This is a genomic window from Microbacterium sp. CPCC 204701 (genome assembly GCF_004010105.1).
GTDB lineage: Bacteria > Actinomycetota > Actinomycetes > Actinomycetales > Microbacteriaceae > Microbacterium.
In genome coordinates, this window is the sequence record NZ_RRYE01000016.1 from 1 (window position 1) to 24,773 (window position 24,773).

Below are 24,773 nucleotides of genomic sequence, written 5' to 3' on the forward strand. Positions count from 1 at the left end.
CGGGCGGCCGTGGAGGCGCGCGACCACGAGGGCGAATGCCGCGACGGTGAGGCCCGCGACGCCCAGGAAGACCCATCGCCAGTGGAGGAACTCGGTGACGGCGCCGGCCAGGAACGGGCCGATCAGCGAGGGAACGACCCACGCCGCCGAGAACGCGGCGAACACGCGACCGTGGAGCGCTCCGGGGTAGACGCGCGCGACGACCACGTAGAGGGCCACGGTCTGCCCTCCGGTTCCGAGCCCCTGCACGAGCCGGCCGACGACCAGCAACGGCATCGTCGGCGCGAGGCCGGCGATCAGCAGGCCCACGACGAAAAGCACGACCGCCGTCGTCAGCGGGGCGAGCACTCCGCCGCGATCGCACCACGCGCCCACCGCCACCATGCCGATGACGCTCGTCGCGAGGATGCCCGCGAAGGCGACGGCGTAGAGCCGGTCGCCGTCCAGGTCGTCGCTGACGACCGGCATCACCGTGGTCACGGCGAGGGACTGCATCGCCGCGAGGAAGATGAGCGCGACGGCGCCGACGGTCACCCAGACGTACCGCGACTGCCAGACCCCTCTTCCCTCGGTCTCCTGCACGGTCGGCGACGTCATCCGTCCAGGCTAGCTTTCCGCGCTGCCACGCAAGGCCGGGGCGTGGCGCTCGAGGTCGGATGGCGGCGTGATGCCTCACGGACGAAGGGCGTCGAGTCGGAACCGCTCTCGGGGGTCACGACGTGACGAGCGATCCGACGCGATCGACGCCCTCGCGCAGCAGTTCCGGGGAGCAGCCGAAATTGATGCGGACGTGCCCCTTGCCCTCGTCGCCGAACAGCGGCCCGAGATGCAGGGCGACCTTCGCGTCGCGCAGGACCTTCACCGCGGGGTTGTCGCCCCAGCCGAGATCGGAGAGATCCACCCACGCCAGGAATCCGGCGTCGGGGATCCGGTAGCGCGCGCCCGGGACGTGCTCCGCCAGCAGTTCGGCCAGGAGCCGGCGGTTGTCGTCGAGCGCCGCGAGTTGCGCGTCGAGCCACGAGTCGCTCTCGGGAGAGAACGCCGCGACGGCGGCCAGCGCCCCGAAGAGCCCGGTCCGCCACTCGATCTCGTTGGGCAGAGCTCGCACGACGGCGGTCGTGGCGTCGTCGGCGGTCACCATGAGCGCGCACTTCAGGCCGGCGAGATTGAACGCCTTGCTCGCGCTGGCCACTGTGTAGCCCACGCGCGCCGCGGCCGGCGACGCGTCGAGGAAGGGCGTGAACGTCGCCCCGGCCGGGCCCACGCGGTCATCGGCTGCGCGCGACGCGCCAACGGAGCGTGGAGGGGCCGTGGGGATCGTGAGCGGCGCGTGGATCTCGTCGCTGACGACCACCGCCGCGTACCGCTCCGCGAGATCCGCCAGCTCGGCGAGCGTCTCGCGCGCGTGCACTGTGCCGGTCGGGTTATGCGGGTGGCACAGCAGGATCGCGCGCGCGCCGGCCTGGAACGCCGCTTCGATCCCCCGCAGGTCGAGCTCCCACGATGCGCCGGTATCGACGAGTGGAACGCGCTCCACGACAGCGCCCGCCTCGGGGATGCAGTCGAAGAACGGCGGGTAGACCGGGGGCGTGATCACGACGCGGTCGCCCGGAGACGTCACGCGGCGGAGGATCTCGACGACGCCCACCATGACGTCGCAGGTGGTGCGGATGCGTGCGGGGTCGACGCTCCAGCCGAACCGCCGTTGCGCGAACCCCGCGTACGCGGTCGCCAGCCCCGGGTCGGGCGGGGTGTACCCCGTATCACCGAGCTCGACGGCGCGTGCGAGCACCGCCGTGATCGCCGGGGCAGGGACGAAGTCCGTCTCGGCCACGAACATCGGAATCACGTCGGCCGGGTACCTGCGCCACTTGGTGCTCGATCGCCGGCGGAGCTGATCGATCGGCAGGGTCTGCAGTGGGGTGGCGCTCACGCTTCGACCCTATCGAGCGCTGAGAGGCGGCATCCCTTCTGCGTCATCGTGTGAAGCGCTTCGGCGGGAGCGGCCGCGGCACGACTGCGGGCGCGGGTCAGGCGTTGGCGAGAAGGTAGGAGGCGAGCGACTTCTCGATCGTCGCGAGCTTCTCGGCGCGCGAGCGGCCGCGGCACGCAGCGCATCGATCTGCTCGAGGAGCGCGGGGCACGCGCCCTCGGACCGCTCCCCGACCGAGTCACCCGGTTACTGGCCCGCGCGATCGGCCGCGAGCCCGAACCCGGCGATGTCGGCATCCTCGCCGCCGCCGCGTCGCCACCCGTGACGGCGGGCCTGTTCTGGGGGCCGGCGGGCTCGAAGACCCGCCCCGACGTCGAAGGCGTGCCCTTCGCCGAGGTGGCGACGGACGAGGGCGCATCCGCCGCGCTGTGGAATGCGTCCAGGGAGCTGACGACTCGTCGCTACCTCGGGCAGGGCAGCGCGTCAGCGGGTGAAAGTCCCGAGACCGTGCTGGTCGAAGTACTCCAGCACCAGCGTGTCACTGTCGAACGTGGCCCGTGAGACAGTCCCGGGCGTGCCGTTCTCGCCTTCCGGGCGGAAGACGAACTCGTCGCCCGACCAGTGCTCGAGCGGCCAGCTGCCGGTGGGGCCCAAGCTGAGTGCGAGCGTCTCGCCCTCGACGGTCACGCGGGCCGGGCCGAAGTACTCGTTCGCGTACTCCCCCGCGTATGACGCGAGCTCGTCCGCCGGTGCCGGGTCGGCGGGCGGATCCTCGCCGACGAGCTCACCGAGAGGAGCCATCTGGTCTTCGACCACGCTGCCGTACAGCGCGAGCCAGTCTCGCCGCTCGTGGCCGAACTGGGCGATGTCGACGAAGCGGCCGGCGATCCCCTCCGGCACCCCGTTCGCGGCGCCGTTCGAGAGCACGACGAGCCCCAGACCCGCCGCGGGGAGCATCTTGAACACGGTGCCCGCACCGAGGGCGAACGCGCCCGAGTGATTGACGTCGACCAGGCCGCCGGCGGTCGTGCCGACGTTGAACCCGTAGCCGTAGAAGCCCGAGCGGGATCCGAACGCGCCGGGCACGCCCATCGGCATCTCGGGCGAGACGGCGGGGAGGAGCGCTTCGGGCGAGACGAACTCCTCGCCGTCGTGCACGCCAGAGGCGAGTACGACGCGCAGCCACGTGCTCATATCGGCGATGCTCGAGCTCGCACCGCCGGCGGGCGCCTGTTCATCCGGCCGGCGCTGCTCCGGGGTGACCATCCACTCGCCGTCGCGCTCGACATGTCCGAGCGCGCGGTTGTCGCGTGCTTCGAGATCGGCGAAGCGGAAGCTCGTGGAGTCCATGCCGAGGGGCTCGTACACCAGGCGCTCGGCGAGATCGGCCCACTCCTCGCCGGCCGCCCGCGCGACCGACTCCCCCGCCGCGGTGATGTCGAAGTTGCCGTAGTGGTAGATGGCCCGGAACTGCTCCAGCGGGATGTACCGCAGTCGCTCGAGCACGTCCGCTCGGTCGTAGCCGATCTCTTCGAGCTCGTCGCCGGCGTGCTCGTAGAGCCCCGAGCGGTGCGCGAACATGTCGGCGATCGTGACGTGCGCACCGACATACGGGTCAGACAGGGTGAAGCCCTCGAGGTTGTCCGCCACGGGCGTGTCCCATGCGACGATGCCCTCGTCGATCGCGCGCGCCACCACGGTCGCGCTCAGCGACTTCGACAGCGAAGCCAGCGGGAAGACGGTGTCTGCGTCGACCGGCTCGCCGGTGTCGACGTCGCGCACCCCGAACCCCTCGGCGTACACGAGCTCACCGCGGTACACGACACCGACGGCGATCCCGGGCGTCCCGGTCGCCGCCATCGCGTCCTCGATGGAATCGCCGAGATCGGCCACGGCGGCCTCGACCTGCGCCGGCGTCACCGTCGCCATGGCGTCGGCTCCCGGGTTCGGGTCGGCGGTCGCCGTGGGGGTCGCTGAGCGGTCGGATGCCGCATCCGTGAGCGTGCAGGACGTCGCGGTGAAGCCGACGAGAGCGGCCAGGGCCGCCGCCGAGACGAGCCGCGCACTGAGAGGGGCCATCGGGCGAGTGTGACACACTCGCCCGCCCCGTGCCGAGGGACCCAGGTCCCCTCAGATGGCGAAACCGAGCGCGCGCATCATGTCGCGTCCGTCGTCGGTGATCCGCTCGGGACCCCACGGCGGCATCCAGACCCAGTTGATCCGGAACCGCTCGACGATGTCGTCGAGCGCCTGCGCCGTCTGCTCCTCGAGCACATCGGTGAGCGGGCATCCGGCGGATGTCAGAGTCATGTGGATGACCAGCGCGTCGTTCTCGTCGTCCCACGCGAGATCGTAGATGAGACCGAGGTCGACGACGTTGATCCCCAGTTCGGGGTCCATGACGTCCTTCAGAGCCTCGGTGACCTCGTCGTACTTCTCGGGCGTGAGTGTTGCGGTCATATAACGATCCTACGCTTCGCCGGCGAGGGGAGCCTCGGCGGGCTCTTCCTCACCCGAGGGCAGGTAGCGGTCGTAGCCTTCATCCTCGAGTCGGTCGGCGAGCTCGGGCCCGCCTTCGTCGACGATGCGCCCGCCCACCATGACGTGCACGAAGTCCGGAGCGATGTAGCGCAGGATGCGGGTGTAGTGCGTGATGAGCAGCACGCCCAGGTCGGTGTCGTCCTTCGCGCGGTTGACGCCCTCCGACACGATCTTGAGCGCGTCGACGTCGAGGCCCGAGTCGGTCTCGTCGAGCACTGCGATCTGCGGCCGCAGGAGCTCGAGCTGGAGGATCTCGTGGCGCTTCTTCTCGCCGCCCGAGAAACCCTCGTTGACATTGCGCTGCGCGAACTTCGGGTCCATGCGCAGATTCTTCATCGACGCCTTGACGTCCTTCGTCCAGGTGCGGATCGAGGGCGCCTCGCCGTCGATCGCGGTCTTGGCGGTGCGGAGGAAGTTGGTGACGGTGACGCCGGGGATCTCGACGGGGTACTGCATTGCCAGGAACAGCCCCGCGCGGGCGCGCTCGTCGACCGGCATCGCAAGCACGTCTTCGCCGTCGAGCGCGATGGAGCCGCTCGTGACGGTGTACTTCGGGTGACCGGCGATCGTATACGCGAGGGTCGACTTGCCCGAGCCGTTGGGGCCCATGATGGCGTGCGTCTCACCGGTGCGGACGGTGAGGCTCACGCCGTTGAGGATCGGTGTGATTCCGGCATCCGTCTCGACCGTCACGTGGAGGTCGCGGATCTCGAGGACAGACATGGTGACTACCTTCTTCAGTTCTTGTCAGTTCAGATCGAGCTTGACGCTCGGGTCGACGAGCACGTCATCGCCGTCGATCGTGACAGCGAACACCGGGACCGGCTCGTACGCGGGGAGGTTGAGGGGCTTTCCTGTGCGCAGCGAGAAGGCCGAGCCGTGTGCCCAGCACTCGAGCGTGTCGCCGTCGACGAAGCCCTCGGCCAGCGAGATGTCACCGTGCGTGCAGGTGTCGCCGATCGCGTGAACCTCGCCATTCCCGTCGAGCACGACCGCCATCGCCACGCCGCCCACCTCGACGCGGCGGGCTTCGTCCTGCACGAGTTCGCTGAGGCCGCACACGCGCTGGGCGGTCATCGCGTGACCTCCTTGGCGAGCTCCTCCTCGATGACCGCGAACAGCTCGGCCTCGAGGTCTTCGACGCCGATCTTCTGCACGATCTCGGCGAGGAAGCCCAGCACGACCAGGCGACGCGCCTCGTCCTCTCGGATGCCCCGTGCTTGGAGGTAGAACAGCTGCTCGTCGTCGAAGCGGCCGGTCGCGCTGGCGTGACCGGCGCCGCGGATGTCGCCCGTCTCGATCTCAAGGTTCGGGATGGACTCGGCGCGCGCGCCGTCGGTGAGCACGAGGTTGCGGTTCGCCTCGTAGGAGTCGGTGCCCACGGCATCCGGTCCGATGAGCACGTCGCCGATCCACACGCTCCGCGCACCCTCCCCCTGGAGCGCGCCCTTGTAGAGGACGTCGCCCGTGGTCTCGGCGCCCTTGTGGTGGAGGTACACCTGGCTCTCGAGATGCTGACCGGCGTCGGAGTAGCTGAGGCCGTAGAGCTCGGCGCGCGAACCGGTGCCGGCCAGCTCGATGCTGGGGTTCACCCGCACGACGCCGCCGCCGAAGCTCACCACGATGTGCCGCAGCGTCGCGTCACGCTCGACACGGCCCTGGTGCGACGCCGCGTGCACGGCGTCGTCGTCCCACCGCTGCACGGTGATGAGCTCGAGCTGCGCGCCCTCGCGCACGATGATCTCGACGTTCTGCGCGAACTGAGCCGAGCCTGCGTGACGCAGGACGACCGTGGCGCGGCTGTGACGGGATGCCTCGACCACGACGTGGGCGTGCGCGACGAGGTCGGCACCGCCGCCGACGGCCTCGACGATCACGGGCTCGTCGAGCTCGACCTCGGCGGGGATCTTCACGTAGAGCGCCTCTGCCGACCGGCCCCACGCGACCGCGGCAGGGAGGTCCTCAGGCTCGAACACCTCGCCGCGCGGCAGAGCGCCGACCGGAAGGCCGGCCGCAGCCAGCGGGCCCGTCACCGCGAGGGAGACCGCACCGACGTCGCCTGCGGCATCCGCCAACAGGCGCTGCAGTCGTGTCACAGGCGTGTGCTTCCAGTTCACCTCCCGCCCGGTGGGCGCCTCGAAGGCGGCCGGGTCGTAGGAGCGGAATCGCTCGGAGCGGGTCTGAACCGGGACGAACGCACCGGCGCCATCGGAGTGGCCCTTCGCGCCGGGAACGGTGGCGGGGGCCTGAGTCGCAGAGCTCACTAGCCGACGGATCCTTCCATGCCCATCTCGATGAGCTTGTTGAGTTCGAGCGCGTACTCCATGGGCAGCTCACGGGCGATCGGCTCGATGAAGCCGCGCACGATCATCGCCATTGCCTCATCCTCGGGCAGACCCCGGCTCATGAGATAGAACAGCTGCTCCTCGCTGACCTTGGAGACGGTGGCCTCGTGGCCGAGCTGCACGTCATCGACGCGGATGTCGATCGCCGGGTACGTGTCGGAGCGCGAGATGGTGTCGACGAGCAGGGCGTCGCAGCGGACGGTGTTGGCCGAGTGATGCGCGTTGGCGTCCACGCGCACCTCGCCGCGGTATCCCGCGCGCCCGCCGCCGCGTGCGATCGACTTGGAGACGATCGAGGACTGCGTGTACGGGGCCATGTGGATCATCTTGGCGCCGGCGTCCTGGTGCTGGCCGGGGCCGGCGAACGCGACCGAGAGGGTCTCGCCCTTGGCGTGCTCGCCCATCAGGAAGATCGACGGGTACTTCATCGTGACCTTCGAGCCGATGTTGCCGTCGATCCACTCCATCGTCGCGCCCTCGTGCGCGACCGCGCGCTTGGTGACGAGGTTGTAGACGTTGTTCGACCAGTTCTGGATCGTCGTGTACCGCACGCGGGCGTTCTTCTTCACGACGATCTCGACGACGGCGGAGTGCAGCGAGTCGCTCTTGTAGATCGGCGCCGTGCAGCCCTCGATGTAGTGCACGTACGAGCCCTCGTCGGCGATGATGAGCGTCCGCTCGAACTGGCCCATGTTCTCGGTGTTGATGCGGAAGTACGCCTGCAGCGGGATCTCGACGTGGACGCCCGGAGGCACGTAGACGAACGAACCGCCCGACCACACCGCCGTGTTCAGCGCCGCGAACTTGTTGTCGCCGGCGGGGATGACGGTGCCGAAGTACTCCTCGAAGAACTCCGGGTGCTCGCGCAGCGCGGTGTCGGTGTCCATGAAGATGACGCCCTGCGCCTCGAGTTGCTCGTTGATCTGGTGGTAGACGACCTCGGACTCGTACTGCGCGGCGACTCCGGCCACCAGGCGCTGGCGCTCGGCCTCGGGGATACCGAGCTTCTCATACGTGTTGCGGATCTCCTCGGGGAGCTCCTCCCACGAACCGGCCTGCTTCTCGGTGGAGCGCACGAAGTACTTGATGTTGTCGAAGTCGATCTCGGAGAGATCGGCCCCCCACGTCGGCATCGGCTTGCGGCCGAACAGCTGGTAGCCCTTCAGCCGGGTCTTCAGCATCCATTCGGGTTCGTTCTTGAGGGCCGAGATCCCGCGGACCACCGAGTCGTCGATGCCCCTCTTCGCCACGGCCCCCGCGGCGTCGGCATCATGCCACCCGAACTCGTAGACACCCAGGCCATCCAGCTCCGGGCGGTCGATCAGCACATCAGACATCGTCACGTTCTCCTCCGGGCCCGGGCGGTGTCAGCCGTCCCGGCAGCCTTGACCTCCGGTGGAGATACCGGAGGGGGATGCCGCTTCTCGGGCCCTCTCATGCGGCGCTGACCATCGCGCCTAGACTGTCAGTGGTGCTCCGCGCCTCTGGCCCTGGTGGCTGAGTGCGCGCGCAACCGACCCTTCGATTCTACAGGTTCCGCCCCGCCCGAGGCCGCGCCGCGTCTTTCTCGCCGAGAGTCGCGGCGCACCCCGCATGCGCGGTGGGCGGTGCCCCCTGCCAGGAGGCCACGACCCGTATGTCCGCCGAACCGACCATCACGACGGCGAGCGGCTCGCGAGAGCGCCGGTGGACCCGGGGGGCCGCCGCCTGGCTGCACCTGCGGGACTGGCTCCCCGACACGGTGGACCGCCGCGTCATCGCGGCGGCCTGGGCGACCCTCGCCGTGCAGATCGGCATCGTCGGCACCGGCGGCCTCGTCCGGCTCACCGGCTCGGGACTCGGCTGTCCGACGTGGCCGCAGTGCACCGAGGACTCGCTCGTCGCGACGGCCGAGATGGGCATCCACGGCGTCATCGAGTTCGGCAACCGCCTGCTGACCTTCGTTCTGGTCGCGGTCGCCATCGTCATGTTCCTCTTCGTGGTGCGCATGCGGCGCACGCGGCGAGACCTGTTCTGGCTGAGCCTCGTGATCGGGCTGTACGTGCCGCTGCAGGCGATCATCGGCGGCATCACGGTGCTGACGAACCTGAACCCGTACGTCGTCGGCCTGCACTACTTCGCCTCGGTCCTGCTGGTGGCGCTCGCGGCGGCCCTCGTCGTGCGCGTGTACGCGACGCCCGGTCCCCGGTCCCTCGCCGTCCCGCGGTGGTACGCCGTCACCACGCATCTCACGAGCGCACTCGTGCTGATCACGGTGGTGGTGGGCATCCTGGTCACGGGATCCGGTCCGCACGCCGGGGACGGCGGGGCGGCCCGCAACGGGCTGAATCCCGAGTTCATGCAGCACGTGCACGCGTGGCCGGCCTACGGGACGTTCGCGCTGACGCTCGTGCTCCTCGCGGGCGCGTGGCGCACGCCTCCGCCGCTGCGCCTGCGGCTGTGGACCCTGCTGCTCCTGGCCGTCGAGTTCGCGCAGATCGCGGTCGGCCTGTGGCAGGCGCGCACGGGCCTGCCGATCTGGCTCGTCAACATCCACATGGTGCTCGCGGTCATCCTCGTGGCCGCGATGACGGCCGTGACGATGCACCTCACCGCCCCCGCCGTCGCGCGTGGGGCGACCGCGTCGCACACAGAGGATGCATAGGGTTCGCATCGGACCCGCCCGGGCGGACCTGCGTAGGGTGGGGATGCCGCAGCCACCCGGGCCAGCGCATCCGAGGAGTGATCGACACATGTCCACCCGTCCCCGTCTCGTCCGCAGCATCCCGTTCTGGCTGCTCCTGGTTGTCTCGCTCGCGCTGACGGCCGTCGGCGCCTGGCTCGTCATCGATCGAGTCGGGCGCATTCAAGCCGGCGTCGTCGCCCAGACGGCCGACGGCGCGATCGAGGTGTACGCGGGCCCGTCGATCGCGATCGCGGGTGCCGTCGTCCTGGGCGCCGGCATCGTCGGCGTGCTGCTGACTCTCGCGGTCGCGGCCGCTTCGACCCTGCGTCCGCACGCGCCAGCGGACGTCGTCGAGCCGATCGACGGGGACGCCGACGCTCATTCCGACACGGGCGACGACGTGCCGACCGGGGAGCACGGCTACCAGCGCGGCCTCGGCTACACCGAGGCGATCGACACCACGCCCGCCTCAGGCGAGCCTGCGGAGAAGCCGGCAGACAACCCGGCAGACGAGGGATCCGTCGCCCGCTGACACCTCAGCCGGATCGAAGAAGGCCGCCCGGATCGCCGGGCGGCCTTCGTGCGTCGAGGCGTCAGAACGGCAGCAGCGGATCGATCGCGATCGCCACGAACAGGAGCGTCAGGTACGTGATCGACGCGTGGAAGACACGCATCGGACGGGGCTCGGTGCCGCGCACCGCGCGGGTGTAGAGCACGTGCGACTCGTAGATGAACCAGCCGCCGAAGACCAGCGCCGACACCGTGTACACCGCGCCCATGCCTGCGACGGGGACGAGCAGCAGCGAGCACGCGACGGTCGCCCACGCGTAGAGGATGACCTGCAGGCCGACCTGTGAGCCGTTGCGGGTGGCGCCGAGCATCGGCACGTGCACCTCTTCGTACTGCTCCTTGTACTTCATCGACAACGGCCAGTAGTGCGGCGGCGTCCACAGGAAGACGAGGACGAAGAGGATGACCGGCGGCCACGCCAGCGAGCCGGTCACCGCGGTCCAGCCGATGAGCACCGGGAAGCAGCCCGCGATGCCGCCCCAGACGATGTTCTGCTCAGTGCGGCGCTTGAGGATCATCGTGTAGATGACGACGTAGAAGAAGATCGCCGAGGCCGACAGCGTCGCGGCGAGCCAGTTCGTCGTGAGCCACAGCCACACCGTCGAGAACACGGCGAGCGTCCACGCGAAGACGAGCGCGCCCCGCGGCGAGACCTCACCGGTCACGAGCGGACGGTTCACGGTGCGCTGCATGTGCGCGTCGATGTCGCGGTCGAGGTACATGTTGAACGCGGCGGCGGAGCCGGCGCTCGCGGTGCCGCCGATCACGGTGGCGAGGACCAGCCACAGGGTCGGGAAACCGCCCTGCGCGAGGATCATGACGGGCACCGTCGTCACCAGGAGCAGCTCGAGCACGCGCGGCTTCATGAGTGCGACGTACGCGCGGACGGTGCGGCCGAAGCCCTGGCGGGAGCGGTGCGGGACGTCGGCGGATGCCTCGGACCCGGCCGTCTTCGTGATGTCCATCGCCCCCGCAATCGCCGCCAGCAGAACTCGGTCAAGTCTATGGCATCGCGTGCGGCGGCCCCGGTCCGGCAGCGGCGCCCTCACATTGTGAACGCGTCACGCGTGAGCGGATCGTGACCGCGACGACACTCCTGCGACACGCAGCGCGCGGCGCAGAACGCAAGACTCTGTCACACAGGGGCTCGCATGGCCTCGGCGGCACCCCGCTTCGCTATGCTGAGACCACACGCGCGCCCGCCCGCCGATTCCCCCTTCTCCGTCCGGACAAGGGCCGCGGACCGGTCTCGTTCGACGGGCGCACCTCCTCGAGAAAGGCGGCCCGGTGACGGATCTGCGTTGGGATGAGATCGATCGGCGCGCGGTGGACACCGCTCGCGTGCTGGCGGCGGATGCCGTGGAGAAGGTCGGCAACGGCCACCCGGGAACCGCGATGAGCCTCGCGCCGGCCGCGTATCTGCTGTATCAGCGGGTGCTGCGGCACGATCCGGCCGACACGCACTGGCTGGGCCGAGACCGGTTCATCCTGTCGGCGGGCCATTCCTCGCTGACCCAGTACGTGCAGCTCTACCTCGGCGGCTTCGGCTTGGAGCTCGACGATCTGAAGGCGCTGCGCACGTGGGGCTCGAAGACGCCGGGCCACCCGGAGTACGGCCACACCGCCGGCGTCGAGATCACGACCGGGCCGCTGGGCCAGGGACTGGCCTCGTCGGTCGGGTTCGCCTATGCCGCCCGCTACGAGCGCGGCCTGTTCGACCCGGAGGCTCCGGCGGGCACGTCGCCGTTCGACCACTTCGTGTACGTCATCGCCAGCGACGGCGACCTGCAGGAGGGCGTGACGAGCGAGGCTTCGAGTCTCGCCGGCCATCAGCAACTGGGCAACCTCATCGCGATCTACGATTCCAACCAGATCTCGATCGAGGACGACACCGACGTCGCTTTCACCGAGGATGTCGCGAAGCGCTACGAGTCGTACGGCTGGCACGTGCAGACCGTCGACTGGAAGAAGACGGGCGAGTACGTCGAAGACGTCGCCGAGCTGTACGCCGCGATCGAGGCGGCCAAGGGCGAGACCGTCAAGCCGTCGCTCATCATCCTGCGCACGATCATCGGCTGGCCCTCCCCCGGCAAGCAGAACACCGGGAAGATCCACGGCTCTGCGCTCGGCGCCGACGAGCTCGCCGCCACGAAGCAGGTCCTCGGATTCGACCCCGAGCAGTCCTTCGTCGTGGCGGACGACGTGCTCGCGCACACCCGCGCCCTGAAGGATCGCGCCGCCGAAGGGCGTGCCACGTGGCAGGAGTCCTTCGACGCCTGGGCCGCGGCCAACCCCGAGCGCAAGGCTCTGCTCGACCGGCTGCTGGCCGGCGGGCTGCCCGAGGACCTGGCATCCGCGCTGCCGTCGTTCGAGGTCGGCAAGGACGTCTCGACGCGTGCCGCGTCGGGCCTCGTCATCAATGCGCTCGCCGCGGCGCTGCCAGAGCTGTGGGGCGGTTCGGCCGACCTGGCCGAGTCGAACCTCACCACGATCAAGGACGCGAAGTCCTTCATTCCGTCGGAGTGGTCGACGCACGAGTGGTCGGGCGACACGTACGGTCGCGTGCTTCACTTCGGCATTCGCGAGCACGCGATGGCCGCGATCGTCAACGGCATCAAGCTCCACGGCCCGACCCGCCCGTTCGGCGGGACGTTCCTCATCTTCAGCGACTACATGCGTCCCTCGCTGCGTCTGGCGGCACTGATGGACATCCCGTCGATCTTCGTGTGGACCCACGACTCCGTCGCCCTCGGCGAGGACGGTCCCACGCACCAGCCGGTCGAGCAGCTCGCGACGCTGCGCGCGATCCCGAACTTCACGGTGGTGCGCCCGGCCGACGCCAATGAGACCGCGGCGGCGTGGCTCGAGATCCTGCGCCGCCAAGGCGGACCCGCGGGCATCGCGCTGACGCGACAGAACATCCCGGTGTTCCCCCGTGCCAGTGCAGATGACGAGAACGGTGGCGAGGCGTCCGGCGACGTGTTCGCCTCGACCGACGGCGTCGCCAAGGGCGCGTACATCCTCGCGGAGGCCCCCAACGGCACCCCGGACGTGATCCTGATCGCGACCGGCTCCGAGGTGCAGCTCGCGGTCGCCGCACGCGAGACTCTCGCAGCCGAGGGCGTGAACGCGCGCGTCGTGTCTGCTCCGTCGCTGGAGTGGTTCGCCGAGCAGGACGAGGCGTACCGCGAGAAGGTGCTGCCCGCCGCCGTCAAGGCGCGCGTGTCGGTCGAGGCTGGGTCGCCGCTCACGTGGCGCGGCATCGTCGGCGACGCCGGCCGTTCCGTCGCGATCGACCACTTCGGGGCGTCGGCAGACTACAAGACCCTGTTCCAGAAGTTCGGCATCACCGCCGACGCCGTCGTCGACGCGGCCCGCGAGACCATCGTGGCCGCTGCCGGCGCGGCACAGTAAGCACGAGGAGAAGGCAGCATGAGCACCCCTACCGAGAAGCTGGTCGCGGCGGGCGTCAGCATCTGGCTCGACGACCTGTCGCGCGAGCGCATCACCTCCGGGAACCTGACCGAACTCATCTCGACGCGCAACGTCTGCGGCGTGACGACCAACCCGACGATCTTCCAGGGCGCCATCGGCGGCGGCGGTCATGCCTACGCCGCGCAGATCACCGAGCTCGCCCAGGCCGGCGCGTCGGTCGACGAGGCCATCTTCGCCGCGACGACCGACGACGTCCGCGACGCGGCCGACATCTTCCGGCCGGTGTATGACGCGACGGACGGCATCGACGGCCGCGTGTCGATCGAGGTCTCCCCCGACCTCGCGCACGACACCGAGGGCACGATCACACAGGCCAAGGAGCTGTGGGCGAGGGTCGGCCGGCCGAACGTCCACATCAAGATCCCCGCCACGAAGGCCGGCCTCCCGGCGATCACCGCGACGCTCGCCGAGGGGATCTCGGTCAACGTCACGCTGATCTTCAGCCTGGAGCGCTACGCCGAGGTCATCGACGCGTTCCTGTCGGGCATAGAGCAGGCCCGAGCCAACGGCCACGACATCTCGCAGATCCACTCCGTCGCGTCGTTCTTCGTCTCGCGCGTGGACACCGAGGTCGACAAGCGCCTCACCGCGATCGGCACCGACGAGGCGGCCGGGCTCAAGTCGCTCGCGGGCGTCGCGAACGCGCGCCTGGCGTACGAGCTCTTCGAGAAGGAGTTCGCCACCGACCGCGCGAAGGCGCTGACGGATGCCGGGGCCCACGTCCAGCGTCCGCTGTGGGCGTCGACCGGCGTCAAGGACCCGGCGCTTCCCGACACGCTGTACGTCACCGAGCTCATCGCCCCCGGCACCGTGAACACGATGCCCGAGAAGACGCTCGAGGCGACGTTCGACCACGGCCAGATCGCCGGCGACACCGTGACGGGCACCTACGCGGCCGCGCATGAGGTGTTCGCGCGCCTCGCCGCCGTGGGCGTCGACTTCGACGACGTCACCCAGGTGCTCGAGGATGAGGGAGTCGACAAGTTCATCGCGTCGTGGCACGACCTGCAGGGCACCGTCAAGACGGCGCTCGAGGACGCGCTGCAGGCCACACGATGAGCTTCGACATCCACCTCAGCGGACGCGTCAAATCCGTCGTGCACGAGACGCTGCCGGGGCTCGCCGCGAGCCTGGTGGCCTCGAGCATCACGGCGGGCGACGCGTCGCTGTGGGGGCCGGATGCCGAGGCCGAGGCCTCGCAGCGGCTCGGCTGGGTGCAGGCGGTGGAGGTCTCGCGGTCTCTCATCGCCGAGATCGAGGCCCTGCGCGCGCGACTGCGCGCCCAGGGGGTGACGCGGGTGGTGCTCGCGGGGATGGGCGGCTCGTCGCTCGCACCCGAGGTCATCGCCCAGACGACGGGCGTGCCGCTGGTGATCCTCGACTCGACGGCGCCCGGCCAGGTGCTGGGAGCCCTCGATGGCGACACCGAGGGCGGCGGCCTCGGCCGGACCGTGCTGGTGGTGTCGTCGAAGTCGGGATCGACCATCGAGACCGACTCGGCCAAGCGCGCGTTCGAGGCGGCGTTCCGCGACCTGGGCATCGATCCCGCCGAGCGCATCGTCGTCGTGACCGACCCGGGCTCGCCGCTCGACGAGGCCGCGCGGGCCGACGGATACACCGTCTTCAACGCCGACCCGACGGTCGGCGGACGGTACTCCGCTCTGACCGCGTTCGGGCTCGTGCCGGCGGGGCTCGCCGGTGCCGACATCCGCGAACTGCTCGACGAGGCAGAGGCCTCGCTGCTCGAGGTGGCGATCGACAGCCCCGACAATCCCGCACTGGTGCTCGCGGCGGCGATCGCCGGTGGGGAGCCCCGGCGCGACAAGCTCGGTCTCATCACCGACGGCACCCACATCGTGGGCCTGCCGGACTGGATCGAGCAGCTGATCGCGGAGTCCACCGGCAAGGACGGCACCGGGATCCTGCCCGTCGTCCTGCTGCCGGTCTCCCCCGAGGTCGAAAGCAAGGCGGCCGACCTGCAGATCGTGCGACTGGTCGACGAGGCCAAGCAGTTCCACCTGTTCGAGCAGCATGAGGGCGAGATCCTCGTGAGCGGGTCGCTCGGCGCGCAGTTCGTGGTGTGGGAGTACGCGACGGCGATCGCCGGACGGATGCTGGGGATCAACCCCTTCGATCAGCCCGACGTCGAGTCCGCCAAGGTCGCCACTCGCGGCCTGCTGGACGCGCGTCCGGAGCCGACCGTCCCGGCGTTCACCGTCGAAGGCGTCGAGGTCCGCGTGTCGGATCCCGAGCTCGCGGCATCCGGAACCGTCGCCGGCGTGCTCGACGCACTGTGGGCGCGCCTCCCCGAGGACGGGTACGTCGCCATCCAGGCGTACGTCAACCGGCTCGAGCTGCCGCAGCTCGCGGGCCTGCGCGAGCTCGTCGCCGCAGACTCCGGGCGCCCGACGACGTTCGGCTGGGGCCCGCGATTCCTCCATTCCACCGGGCAGTACCACAAGGGCGGTCCCGCCAACGGCGTGTTTCTGCAGATCCTCGAGCAGACAGACGTCGACCTCGAGATCCCGGGCAGACCCTTCACATTCGGCCAGCTCATCCGTGCGCAGGCCGCGGGCGATGCGGGCGTCCTGGCCGACGGCCACGGCCGCCCCGTGGTCACCCTGACGCTCACCGACCCCCAGATCGAAGTGATGTCGCTCTTCGAAGCGGCCCAGTAGGAGCTCAAGCCTCAAATGACCGTCGAGATCTCGCGCGGGCACAACCCGCTGCGCGACCCCGAGGATCGTCGCCTCAACCGCATCGCCGGTCCGAGCGCGCTCGTCATCTTCGGCGTCACGGGAGACCTTTCCCGCAAGAAGCTCATGCCTGCCGTCTACGACCTCGCCAATCGCGGCCTGCTGCCCCCGGGCTTCGCGCTGGTCGGGTTCGCGCGCCGCGACTGGGAGGACCAGGACTTCGCCCAGGTCGTCTACGACGCGGTGCGCCGACACGCGCGCACCGAGTTCCGCGACGAGACGTGGCAGCAGCTGCTTCAGGGCATCCGGTTCGTCTCCGGCGAGTTCGGCGACCCGGACGCGTTCCGTCGCCTGCGCGAGACCGTCGACCGCCTCGACACCGAGCGCGGCACGATGGGCAATCACGCGTTCTACCTGTCGATTCCGCCCAAGGACTTCCCGGTCGTCGCCGAGCAGTTGAAGGCTTCAGGACTCGTGGACGACACGGCCGACCGCCCCGACCGATGGCGGCGAGTGGTGATCGAGAAGCCGTTCGGCCACGACCAGGAGTCGGCGCGCGCTCTCAACGACGTGCTGCGCTCGGCGTTTCCGACCGACTCGATCTTCCGCATCGACCACTACCTCGGCAAGGAGACGGTCCAGAACATCCTGGCGCTGCGCTTCGCGAACGAGCTGTACGAGCCGATCTGGAACCGCAACTACGTCGACCACGTGCAGATCACGATGGCCGAAGACATCGGCGTCGGTGGTCGAGCGGGCTACTACGACGGCGTCGGCGCCGCGCGCGACGTCATCCAGAACCACCTCCTGCAGCTCATGGCCCTCACTGCCATGGAGGAGCCCATCTCGTTCGACGCGAAGGATCTCCGCGCCGAGAAGGAGAAGGTGCTCGCCGCCGTCACGCGACCCGAAGACCTCGCCCGGTCGACGGCGCGGGGTCAGTACGCGGGCGGTTGGCAGGGCGGCGAGAAGGTGCTCGGCTTCCTCGAGGAGGACGGGATGAACCCGCACTCCACGACCGAGACATATGCCGCGATCACCCTCGAGGTGAACACCCGCCGCTGGGCGGGGGTGCCGTTCTACCTGCGCACGGGCAAGCGGCTCGGCCGCCGCGTGACCGAGATCGCGGTCGTGTTCAAGCGCGCCCCCGAGCTGCTCTTCTCGCGCAGCCAGACATCCGGCCAGGGGCAGAACGCCCTCGTGATCCGCGTGCAGCCCGACGAGGGCGTCACGATCCGCTTCGGTTCCAAGGTGCCAGGCGCCGGCGCCCAGGTGCGCGATGTCACGATGGACTTCGGCTACGGCCACGCCTTCACCGAGGCGAGCCCCGAAGCCTACGAGCGACTCATCCTCGACGTGCTCCTCGGCGACCCGCCGCTGTTCCCGCGTCACGAAGAGGTCGAGCTCTCGTGGCGGATCCTCGACCCGATCGAGCAGTTCTGGGAAGCCCAGGGCGGGCCGCTCGAACAGTACTCGCCCGGGTCTTGGGGCCCGGCATCGGCGGACGAGATGCTCGCCCGCGACGGCCGTAGCTGGAGGCGCCCGTGATCGTCGACCTTCCCGACACCACTGTCAGCAAGATCTCGCGCGCGCTCGTCAGCGTACGCGAAGAGGGCGGCGCGGTCGCGCTCGGCCGTGTGCTGACCCTTGTCATCCTCACGCGCGAGGCCGCGGTCGAAGAGGTGATCGAGGCCGCCAACGACGCCTCGCGCGAGCACCCGATGCGCGTCATCGTGCTGATGATCCCGGACGGCGACGACGGCGAGTCGCGCCTGGACGCCCAGATCCGGGTGGGCGGCGATGCCGGGGCGAGCGAGGTCGTGACGCTGCGCGCCTTCGGCGAGGCGGGCGAGTCGAATCTCGAGAGCCTGGTGACGGGCCTCCTCCTCCCCGACGCTCCCGTCGTCGTGTGGTGGCCGAACCGCACCCCCGGGAACATCTCGAAGACCTCGATCGGCAGAATCGCGCAGCGGCGCATCACGGATGCGGCGACCAAGGCCGACCCGTCGGCGTGGGTCGCAAGCCTCGGTGAGCAGTACGCCCCGGGCGACACCGACCTCGCGTGGACGCGCCTCACGCGCTGGCGCGAGCAGCTCGCGGCGATCCTCGATCAGCCGCCGTACGAGCCCGTCGTCGGCGTCCGGGTGCGCGGTGCGTCCGACTCGCCCTCCACCGCCCTCCTCGCGGCGTGGCTGCGGCTCGCCCTGGACGTGAGGGTCGACTGGGAATACCTCGATCCCGAGGAGTGGCCGCACGGCATCAAGTCGGTCGCCCTGGTGCGGCCGAGCGGAGAGGTGCTGCTCGAGCGCCCCACTCCGGGGGTGGCGATCCTCACCCAGCCCGGGCAGCCGAGCCACGAGCTCGCATTCCCACGCCGCACGCTGCGCGAATGCCTGGCCGAGGAGCTTCGGCGCCTCGACCCGGACGTCCTGTATGGTCGAGTCATCACGGAGGGTTGGGAGCTCCTCGACCCGCCGGCGACGAAGGAGACGCACGTCTGATGAGCGGTTCTCACGGGTGAGTGGCGAGCATGGTTGAAGCCTGGGCAGAGAAACGCGTCGTCATCAGTCCCGATCCGGCGACGCTCGCCGAGTCGGTTGCGGCTCGCTTTCTCAGCCGGGTCGCCAAGCGCACCGACGAGGGCAAGCTCGCGCACATCTCGCTCACCGGGGGGTCGATGGGATCTGCCGTGCTGGCCGCCGCGGCCCGTAGCGACCGCGTGGACCGCATCGACTGGTCGCTGGTGCACTTCTGGTGGAGCGACGAGCGGTTCGTGCCGCGCGGCGACGCCGATCGCAACGACCAGCAGGCCCGCGACGCGCTCCTCGATCGGCTCGACATCCCCGAAGTCAACATCCACGCGCCCCTCGCGAGTGACGCCGAGCCGGATCTCGACGTCGCGGCAGAGGCGTACGCGCGCGACCTCGCGGCATTCCCGGGCCTCGATGGGCCATGGCCGTCATTCGATGTGTGCTTCCTGGGCGTAGGCCCCGACGCTCACATCGCGTCGCTTTTCCCCGACCGCCCCGAGATCCAGATCACCGATCGTGCCGTGGTGGCTGTGCGCGACTCCCCCAAGCCGCCGCCCGAGCGCATCACGATGACGCGGCCCGTCATCAACGGCTCCCAGCGCGTATGGCTCGTGATCTCCGGGGCCGACAAGGCATCAGCCCTCGGTCTGGCGCTGGCCGGCGCCAGCTACGAGAGCGTGCCCGCTGCCGGCGCGAAGGGTCGCAAGCGCACGGTGTTCTTCGTCGACGAGGCCGCGGCCTCGCAGGTCCCTCCCGACCTCATCGATCAGGAGTATTGACGCGGTTCGGAGGAGTGCGAGCGCCAGCGCGCGTGTTGCGAGTCTGGCCGAGGTCGAGTAGCGCCGTTCGATTCGGCCCCGTTCCTCGCCACTCAGGCACCGAAGCGAGAGTATCGGGACCTCTGCACATGCGGGAAGAGCGGATGCCGAGGCATCCGCTCTTCCCGCATGAATGTGGTTCAGCCCTGGCCGCGGCGCTCGCGCAGCTGCTTGAGCGCATCTTCGAGAAGGGCGTCTGCCTCTTCCTCGGTGCGGCGCTCCTTCACGTACGCGAGGTGCGTCTTATAGGGCTCGGTCTTCGCGAGGGCGGGCGGGTTGTCCTTGTCGCGTCCGGCGGGAAGGCCCGAGTGCGGTGAGTCGATCGTCTCGGGGATCTCTTCCTCGGGGATGCCCGCGGCGAAGTAGCGGACCGTCTCGTTGCCCAGCGCGTCCCAGTACGAGATCGCGATGCGCTCGGCGTGGAAGCCGTGGTCCTGCTCGCCCATCGGCCCGGCACCGACACGGGTGCCGCGGATGGCGTTGCCTCCGGTCGCCATCAGAGCGCCTGGAACTTGGTCATCAGGCCGAGCGCGACGATCGCGGCGAACCACACCAGCGCGAGGATCACCGTGAACCGGTTGAGGTTGCGCTCAGCGAGCCCGGACGAGCCGAGGGCAGAGGTCATGCCTCCGCCGAACATGTCGGACAGGCCGCCGCCGCGTCCCTTGTGGAGCAGGATGAGAAGGGTCAGCAGGAGGCTCGTGATGCCCAGGAGCACCTGCAGGACGAACTCGAGGATCTGCACTGTGTAGGCCTTTCGTTGCGATCGATCGCCGATCGCACAAGGGTCAAGTATAACCATCACCTCGTTTCGTCTCGCTTCGCTCGCTCGACGACCGGGCGTTGAGGGCGAAGCGAGACGAAACGGATTCACACGCCGACGTGCTTCTGGTAGCGGATGATCGCGGCGAACTCTTCTACGACCAGACTCGCCCCGCCGACCAGCGCCCCGTCGACGTCGGGCTCGCGCATGAAGCTCGCGATGTTCGCGGCCTTCACCGATCCGCCGTACAGGATGCGCGTGCGCGCCGCGGCCTCCTCTCCGAGTTTCGCAGCCACGACCTCACGGAGCTTCGCACACACGTCTTGGGCCTGGTCCGGCGTCGCCGCCTGGCCCGAGCCGATCGCCCAGACGGGCTCGTATGCGACCACGATCTCGGCATCCGCCTTCAGGCCCTCGAGAGCCACCGAGAGCTGGCTGACCGGCACGGCGCTCGCACCGAACTTCTCGAGGTCTTCGCTGGTCTCGCCGACGCAGATCACAGGCACGATGCCGTGACGGAGCGCCGCCTGCACCTTCGACCCCACGACCTCGTCCGTTTCGGCGTGGTACTGCCGGCGCTCGGAGTGGCCGATGATGACGTAGCGCGCGTCGAGCTTCGCCAGGAACGCCCCCGACACCTCGCCGGTGTAGGCGCCGCTGTCGTGCGCCGAGAGATCCTGCGCGCCGAGCGCGAACGGGATCTTGTCGGCGTCCAGCAGCGTCTGCACCGTGCGCAGGTCGGTGAACGGCGGGAAGACCGCGACTTCCACCGACCCGTCCTCGTGCTTGGCATCCTTCAGCGTCCAGTGCAGCTTCTGCACGAACGCGACCGCCTGCAGGTGGTCGAGGTTCATCTTCCAGTTGCCTGCGATGAGCGGGGTGCGGGTGGTCACTGCCATCCGAGGACCTCCAGTCCGGGGAGCTTCTTGCCCTCGAGGAATTCGAGGCTTGCGCCGCCGCCGGTCGAGATGTGACCGAACGCGTCGTCGGCGAATCCGAGCTGGCGGACGGCCGCGGCCGAGTCGCCTCCGCCGACGACCGAGAGGCCGTCGACCTCGGTGAGGGCCTTCGCGACGGTCTTCGTGCCGGCCGCGAATGCGGGCATCTCGAACACGCCCATGGGGCCGTTCCAGAAGACCGTCTTCGATCCGCGCACGGCGTCGGCGAACAGCGTCGCGGTCTCAGGCCCGATGTCGAGACCGAGCCCCGAGGCGCCGAAGGCGGTGTCTTCGAGCGCGTCGGCACGCGCCACGACGTGCTGGGCATCAGGCGAGAAGGATGCCGCGACCACGGCGTCCACGGGCAGCACGAGCTCGACGCCGCGCTCCTTCGCCTGGGCGATGTAGCGGCGCACCGTGTCGAGCTGATCCTGCTCGAGCAGGCTCGAGCCGACCTTGTGGCCCTCGGCGGCGAGGAAGGTGAACATCATGCCGCCGCCGACGAGGAGCTTGTCGACGCGCGGCAGCAGGTGCTCGATGACGCCCAGCTTGTCGCTGACCTTCGATCCGCCCAGAACGACGGCGTACGGGCTCTCGGGGTTCTCGGTCAGGCGGTCGAGGACGTCGACCTCCTTCTCGATGAGGAACCCTGCGGCCGACGGCAGGAGCTGAGCGAGGTCGTAGACCGACGCCTGCTTGCGGTGGACGACACCGAAGCCGTCCGACACGAGCACGTCGCCGAGACCCGCGAGCTCCTCCGCGAACGCGCGGCGCGTGGAGTCGTCCTTCGCCGTCTCGCCCGCGTTGAACCGCAGGTTCTCGATCACCGCGACGTCGCCGTCCTCGAGGGCGGCGACCGCCTCCTTGGCCGACTCCTCCACGGTGTCGCGCGCGAACGCGACCGGCTTGCCGAGCAGCTCCGAGAGCCGCTGCGCGACCGGTGCGAGGCTGTATTTCGGGTCGGGCGCGCCGTCGGGACGCCCGAGGTGCGAACAGACGATGACGCGGGCGCCCTGGTTGATCAGGGCGTTGAGCGTGGGGAGCGTGGCCCGCACACGGCCATCGTCCGTGATGACCCCGTCCCGGAGCGGGACATTGAGGTCAGCACGGACGATGACGCGCTTGCCGGCCAGCGAACCCAGCGAATCGAGGGTGCGCAGAGCCATGGCGGCGACTTACAGACGCTCGGCGACGTACTCGGTGAGGTCGACGAGGCGGTTCGAGTAGCCCCACTCGTTGTCGTACCACGCCGAGACCTTGACCAGGTTGCCGCTGACGTTGGTCAGCTCTGCGTCGAAGATCGACGAGTGCGGGTTGAGCTGGATGTCGCTCGAGACGATCGGGTCCTCGGTGTACTCCAGGTAGGGGGCGAGGCGACCATCGGCGGCGGCGGCCTGGTACGCCGCGTTGACCTGCTCGGCGGTGAGGCCCTCGGTCGGGGTGATGATCGTCAGGTCGACGATCGAGCCCGTCGGGACCGGGACGCGATAGGAGGAGCCGCTGAGCTTGCCGTTGAGCTCGGGCAGCACGCGGCCGATGGCCTTGGCCGCACCGGTCGAGGCCGGGACGATGTTGATCGCGGCGGCGCGGGCACGGCGCAGGTCGCCGTGCGGTCCGTCCTGCAGGTTCTGGTCGGCCGTGTACGCGTGGGCGGTCATCATGAAGCCGCGCTCGATGCCGAACGCGTCGTTGAAGACCTTCGCGAGGGGCGCGAGGCAGTTGGTCGTGCACGACGCGTTCGAGATGATGACGTGGTTCTCGGGGTCGTACTCGCCCTCGTTCACGCCCATGACGATCGTGACGTCGTCACCGGTCGCGGGGGCCGAGACGAGGACCTTCTTGGCGCCGCCCGCGATGTGCTTCTTCGCGTCCTCGGCTTTGGTGAAGCGCCCCGTCGACTCGATGACGATGTCGACGCCGAGCTCGCCCCACGGGAGGTTCGCGGGGTCGCGCTCCTCGAAGACCTTGATGGACTTGCCGCCGATGGTGATCGAGTCGCCGTCGTACGAGACGGACTCGCTGAACGGGCCGCCGACCGAGTCGTACTTCAGAAGATGGGCGAGAGTCTTGTTGTCGGTGAGGTCGTTCACCGCCACGATGTCGAGGTCCGCACCCTGCGCGAGCGCCGCGCGGAGGTAGTTGCGTCCGATTCGGCCGAAGCCGTTGATGCCGATCTTGACAGCCACGGAGTGTCTCCTGAGAAGTGTCGTGCGCGAATGCGCGGTTTGGTGCGATTCAGACTGGACAACGGCGTCCCGGCGAGCGGTCCCGCCGGGACGCCGCGCCTGCTATGACAGTACCAGCAGGCCCGAGGTCTTCTGGCGGGCGGCCTCGAGGCGCTGCGCGACGTTCTGCCAGTTCGCGATGTTCCAGACCGCCTTGACGTAGTCGGCCTTGACGTTGAGGTAGTCGAGGTAGAAGGCGTGCTCCCACATGTCGAGCTGGAAGACCGGGATCGTGCCCTGCGCGGTGTTGCTCTGCTGGTCGAACAGCTGCTGGATGAGCAACTGCTCGCCGATCGGGTCCCAGCTGAGGACGGCCCAGCCCGACCCCTGGATGCCGGTGGCGGCAGCGGTGAAGTGGGCCTGGAACTTGTCGAATCCGCCGAAGAATTCATCGATCGCTGCGCGCAGCTCCCCCTCGGGCTCACCGCCGCCCTCCGGAGACAGGTTCGTCCAGAAGATCGAGTGGTTGACGTGACCGCCGAGGTTGAACGCCAGGTCCTTCTCGAGCTTGTTCACGTTCGCGAGGCTGCCGGACTCGCGAGCCTCGGCAAGCTGCTCGAGCGCGGTGTTGGCCCCGGTCACATACGCCTGGTGGTGCTTGCTGTGGTGCAGCTCCATGATCTTGCCGCTGATGTGCGGCTCGAGGGCGGCGTAGTCGTAGGGGAGGTCGGGCAGGGTGTACTTCGCCATGTTCTCTTCTTCCTGTCGGCGCGGCGCCGAGAGCCCCGGTGCTGCGAGGGTGACGGGTTTCATCCTACTGAGCGCCAACGCCCCGACGAGGGGGTTGCTTCCCGTGGGACAGGGTGAATACTGCGAGCCCGGAACAGGCTGCGTCAGTCCTCGATGCCGGCGGGCACGGCAGACTCGGTGCCGGGCAGGCCGTCGGCGTCCGCCTTCTTGTCTGCCATCGCCAGCAGACGGCGGATGCGCCCGGCCACGGCATCCTTGGTGAGCGGCGGATCGGCGTGATGGCCGAGTTCGTCAAGACTCGCATCGCGGTGCGCGAGCCGCAGCTCACCGGCCTCGCGGAGGTGCTCGGGGACCTCGTCGCCCAGGATCTCGAGCGCCCGCTCGACGCGCGCGCATGCCGCCACAGCCGCCTGTGCGGAGCGCCGCAGATTGGCGTCGTCGAAGTTCACGAGCCGATTGACGCCCGCGCGCACCTCGCGCCGCTGGCGCAGCTGATCCCACTCGGAGGCGGCACGTGCCGCACCCATCGCGGCGAGGGCAGCGCGGATGGCCTCGCCCTCGCG

Annotated in this window: 24 protein-coding genes; 8 read left to right on the forward strand and 16 right to left on the reverse strand. The window is 69.5% G+C overall.

Annotated elements, in window-relative coordinates:
• The 8 genes from EIO58_RS02755 to sufB form a co-directional block, all read right to left on the reverse strand.
• Positions 1 to 597: MFS transporter (locus EIO58_RS02755; RefSeq protein WP_127818168.1), on the reverse strand; the 597-nt coding region annotated here is incomplete at its 3' end.
• 115 nt (positions 598 to 712) lie between these two features.
• Positions 713 to 1,933 (reverse strand): MalY/PatB family protein, encoded by a 1,221-nt coding sequence (locus EIO58_RS02760; RefSeq protein WP_127818169.1) that lies wholly within the window; start codon positions 1,931 to 1,933, stop codon positions 713 to 715.
• Positions 1,934 to 2,416: 483 nt separating this feature from the next.
• Positions 2,417 to 4,012: a serine hydrolase gene (locus tag EIO58_RS02765; RefSeq protein WP_127818170.1), complete on the reverse strand. Its 1,596-nt coding sequence runs from the start codon at positions 4,010 to 4,012 to the stop codon at positions 2,417 to 2,419.
• Between the two features lie 51 nt (positions 4,013 to 4,063).
• Complete coding sequence (locus EIO58_RS02770; protein WP_045298811.1) at positions 4,064 to 4,393, reverse strand: metal-sulfur cluster assembly factor; 330 nt, start codon at positions 4,391 to 4,393, stop codon at positions 4,064 to 4,066.
• 9 nt (positions 4,394 to 4,402) lie between these two features.
• On the reverse strand, positions 4,403 to 5,197 hold the full coding sequence (sufC, locus tag EIO58_RS02775) for a Fe-S cluster assembly ATPase SufC (protein ID WP_127818171.1): 795 nt from the start codon (positions 5,195 to 5,197) through the stop codon (positions 4,403 to 4,405).
• 24 nt (positions 5,198 to 5,221) lie between these two features.
• Complete coding sequence (locus EIO58_RS02780; RefSeq protein ID WP_127818172.1) at positions 5,222 to 5,551, reverse strand: non-heme iron oxygenase ferredoxin subunit; 330 nt, start codon at positions 5,549 to 5,551, stop codon at positions 5,222 to 5,224.
• The gene (sufD, locus tag EIO58_RS02785) at positions 5,548 to 6,738 is read right to left on the reverse strand and encodes a Fe-S cluster assembly protein SufD (RefSeq protein WP_127818173.1); all 1,191 of its coding nucleotides are present in this window, start codon (positions 6,736 to 6,738) and stop codon (positions 5,548 to 5,550) included. The genes EIO58_RS02780 and sufD overlap by 4 nt, the downstream gene beginning before the upstream one ends.
• On the reverse strand, positions 6,738 to 8,156 hold the full coding sequence (sufB, locus tag EIO58_RS02790) for a Fe-S cluster assembly protein SufB (RefSeq protein ID WP_127818174.1): 1,419 nt from the start codon (positions 8,154 to 8,156) through the stop codon (positions 6,738 to 6,740). The genes sufD and sufB overlap by 1 nt, the downstream gene beginning before the upstream one ends.
• Positions 8,157 to 8,455: 299 nt before the next feature.
• Between sufB and EIO58_RS02795 the strand changes: the two genes are divergently transcribed.
• Complete coding sequence (locus EIO58_RS02795) at positions 8,456 to 9,463, forward strand: COX15/CtaA family protein (RefSeq protein WP_127818175.1); 1,008 nt, start codon at positions 8,456 to 8,458, stop codon at positions 9,461 to 9,463.
• A gap of 88 nt (positions 9,464 to 9,551) precedes the next feature.
• On the forward strand, positions 9,552 to 10,016 hold the full coding sequence (locus EIO58_RS02800) for a dinucleotide-utilizing enzyme (RefSeq protein WP_127818176.1): 465 nt from the start codon (positions 9,552 to 9,554) through the stop codon (positions 10,014 to 10,016).
• 61 nt (positions 10,017 to 10,077) lie between these two features.
• Here the strand turns inward: EIO58_RS02800 and EIO58_RS02805 are convergent, their stop codons facing one another.
• A complete protein-coding gene (locus EIO58_RS02805) occupies positions 10,078 to 11,019 on the reverse strand; it encodes a heme o synthase (protein WP_127818177.1) in 942 nt (313 codons plus the stop codon).
• A 322-nt stretch (positions 11,020 to 11,341) separates the two neighbouring features.
• Here EIO58_RS02805 and tkt point away from each other — a divergent pair, with 322 nt between their 5' ends.
• The 6 genes from tkt to pgl are packed head-to-tail and all read left to right on the forward strand — an operon-like array spanning position 11,342 to position 19,555.
• The gene (gene tkt / locus EIO58_RS02810) at positions 11,342 to 13,468 is read left to right on the forward strand and encodes a transketolase (RefSeq protein WP_127818178.1); all 2,127 of its coding nucleotides are present in this window, start codon (positions 11,342 to 11,344) and stop codon (positions 13,466 to 13,468) included.
• Between the two features lie 18 nt (positions 13,469 to 13,486).
• Positions 13,487 to 14,608 (forward strand): transaldolase, encoded by a 1,122-nt coding sequence (gene tal, locus EIO58_RS02815; protein WP_127818179.1) that lies wholly within the window; start codon positions 13,487 to 13,489, stop codon positions 14,606 to 14,608.
• Positions 14,605 to 16,227 (forward strand): glucose-6-phosphate isomerase, encoded by a 1,623-nt coding sequence (locus tag EIO58_RS02820; protein WP_127818180.1) that lies wholly within the window; start codon positions 14,605 to 14,607, stop codon positions 16,225 to 16,227. Before tal ends, EIO58_RS02820 begins: the two co-directional genes overlap by 4 nt.
• Before the next feature lie 15 nt (positions 16,228 to 16,242).
• Complete coding sequence (zwf, locus tag EIO58_RS02825; RefSeq protein WP_127818181.1) at positions 16,243 to 17,793, forward strand: glucose-6-phosphate dehydrogenase; 1,551 nt, start codon at positions 16,243 to 16,245, stop codon at positions 17,791 to 17,793.
• Positions 17,790 to 18,746 carry a glucose-6-phosphate dehydrogenase assembly protein OpcA gene (locus EIO58_RS02830; protein WP_127818182.1) on the forward strand — a complete coding sequence of 319 codons (957 nt, stop codon included), beginning with the start codon at positions 17,790 to 17,792 and terminating at the stop codon, positions 18,744 to 18,746. The genes zwf and EIO58_RS02830 overlap by 4 nt, the downstream gene beginning before the upstream one ends.
• A gap of 29 nt (positions 18,747 to 18,775) precedes the next feature.
• Positions 18,776 to 19,555: a 6-phosphogluconolactonase gene (gene pgl, locus EIO58_RS02835; protein WP_127818183.1), complete on the forward strand. Its 780-nt coding sequence runs from the start codon at positions 18,776 to 18,778 to the stop codon at positions 19,553 to 19,555.
• Positions 19,556 to 19,734: 179 nt separating this feature from the next.
• On the opposite strand, the gene EIO58_RS02840 is transcribed toward pgl, so the two are convergent.
• From EIO58_RS02840 to whiA, 7 genes are all read right to left on the reverse strand, one after another.
• Positions 19,735 to 20,091 carry an RNA polymerase-binding protein RbpA gene (locus tag EIO58_RS02840; protein ID WP_127818184.1) on the reverse strand — a complete coding sequence of 119 codons (357 nt, stop codon included), beginning with the start codon at positions 20,089 to 20,091 and terminating at the stop codon, positions 19,735 to 19,737.
• Complete coding sequence (gene secG / locus EIO58_RS02845) at positions 20,091 to 20,339, reverse strand: preprotein translocase subunit SecG (protein WP_127818185.1); 249 nt, start codon at positions 20,337 to 20,339, stop codon at positions 20,091 to 20,093. The genes EIO58_RS02840 and secG overlap by 1 nt, the downstream gene beginning before the upstream one ends.
• A 125-nt stretch (positions 20,340 to 20,464) precedes the next feature.
• Positions 20,465 to 21,256, reverse strand: a complete 792-nt coding sequence (gene tpiA / locus EIO58_RS02850; RefSeq protein WP_127818186.1) for a triose-phosphate isomerase — start codon at positions 21,254 to 21,256, stop codon at positions 20,465 to 20,467.
• The gene (locus EIO58_RS02855; RefSeq protein ID WP_127818187.1) at positions 21,247 to 22,461 is read right to left on the reverse strand and encodes a phosphoglycerate kinase; all 1,215 of its coding nucleotides are present in this window, start codon (positions 22,459 to 22,461) and stop codon (positions 21,247 to 21,249) included. Before EIO58_RS02855 ends, tpiA begins: the two co-directional genes overlap by 10 nt.
• Positions 22,462 to 22,470: 9 nt before the next feature.
• Positions 22,471 to 23,481, reverse strand: coding sequence for a type I glyceraldehyde-3-phosphate dehydrogenase (gap, locus tag EIO58_RS02860; RefSeq protein WP_127818188.1), 1,011 nt, complete (start codon positions 23,479 to 23,481; stop codon positions 22,471 to 22,473).
• Positions 23,482 to 23,583: 102 nt separating this feature from the next.
• On the reverse strand, positions 23,584 to 24,210 hold the full coding sequence (locus EIO58_RS02865) for a superoxide dismutase (RefSeq protein WP_127818189.1): 627 nt from the start codon (positions 24,208 to 24,210) through the stop codon (positions 23,584 to 23,586).
• 143 nt (positions 24,211 to 24,353) lie between these two features.
• Positions 24,354 to 24,773, reverse strand: a 420-nt coding sequence (gene whiA / locus EIO58_RS02870) for a DNA-binding protein WhiA (protein ID WP_127818190.1), incomplete at its 5' end; no start/stop codon positions are given.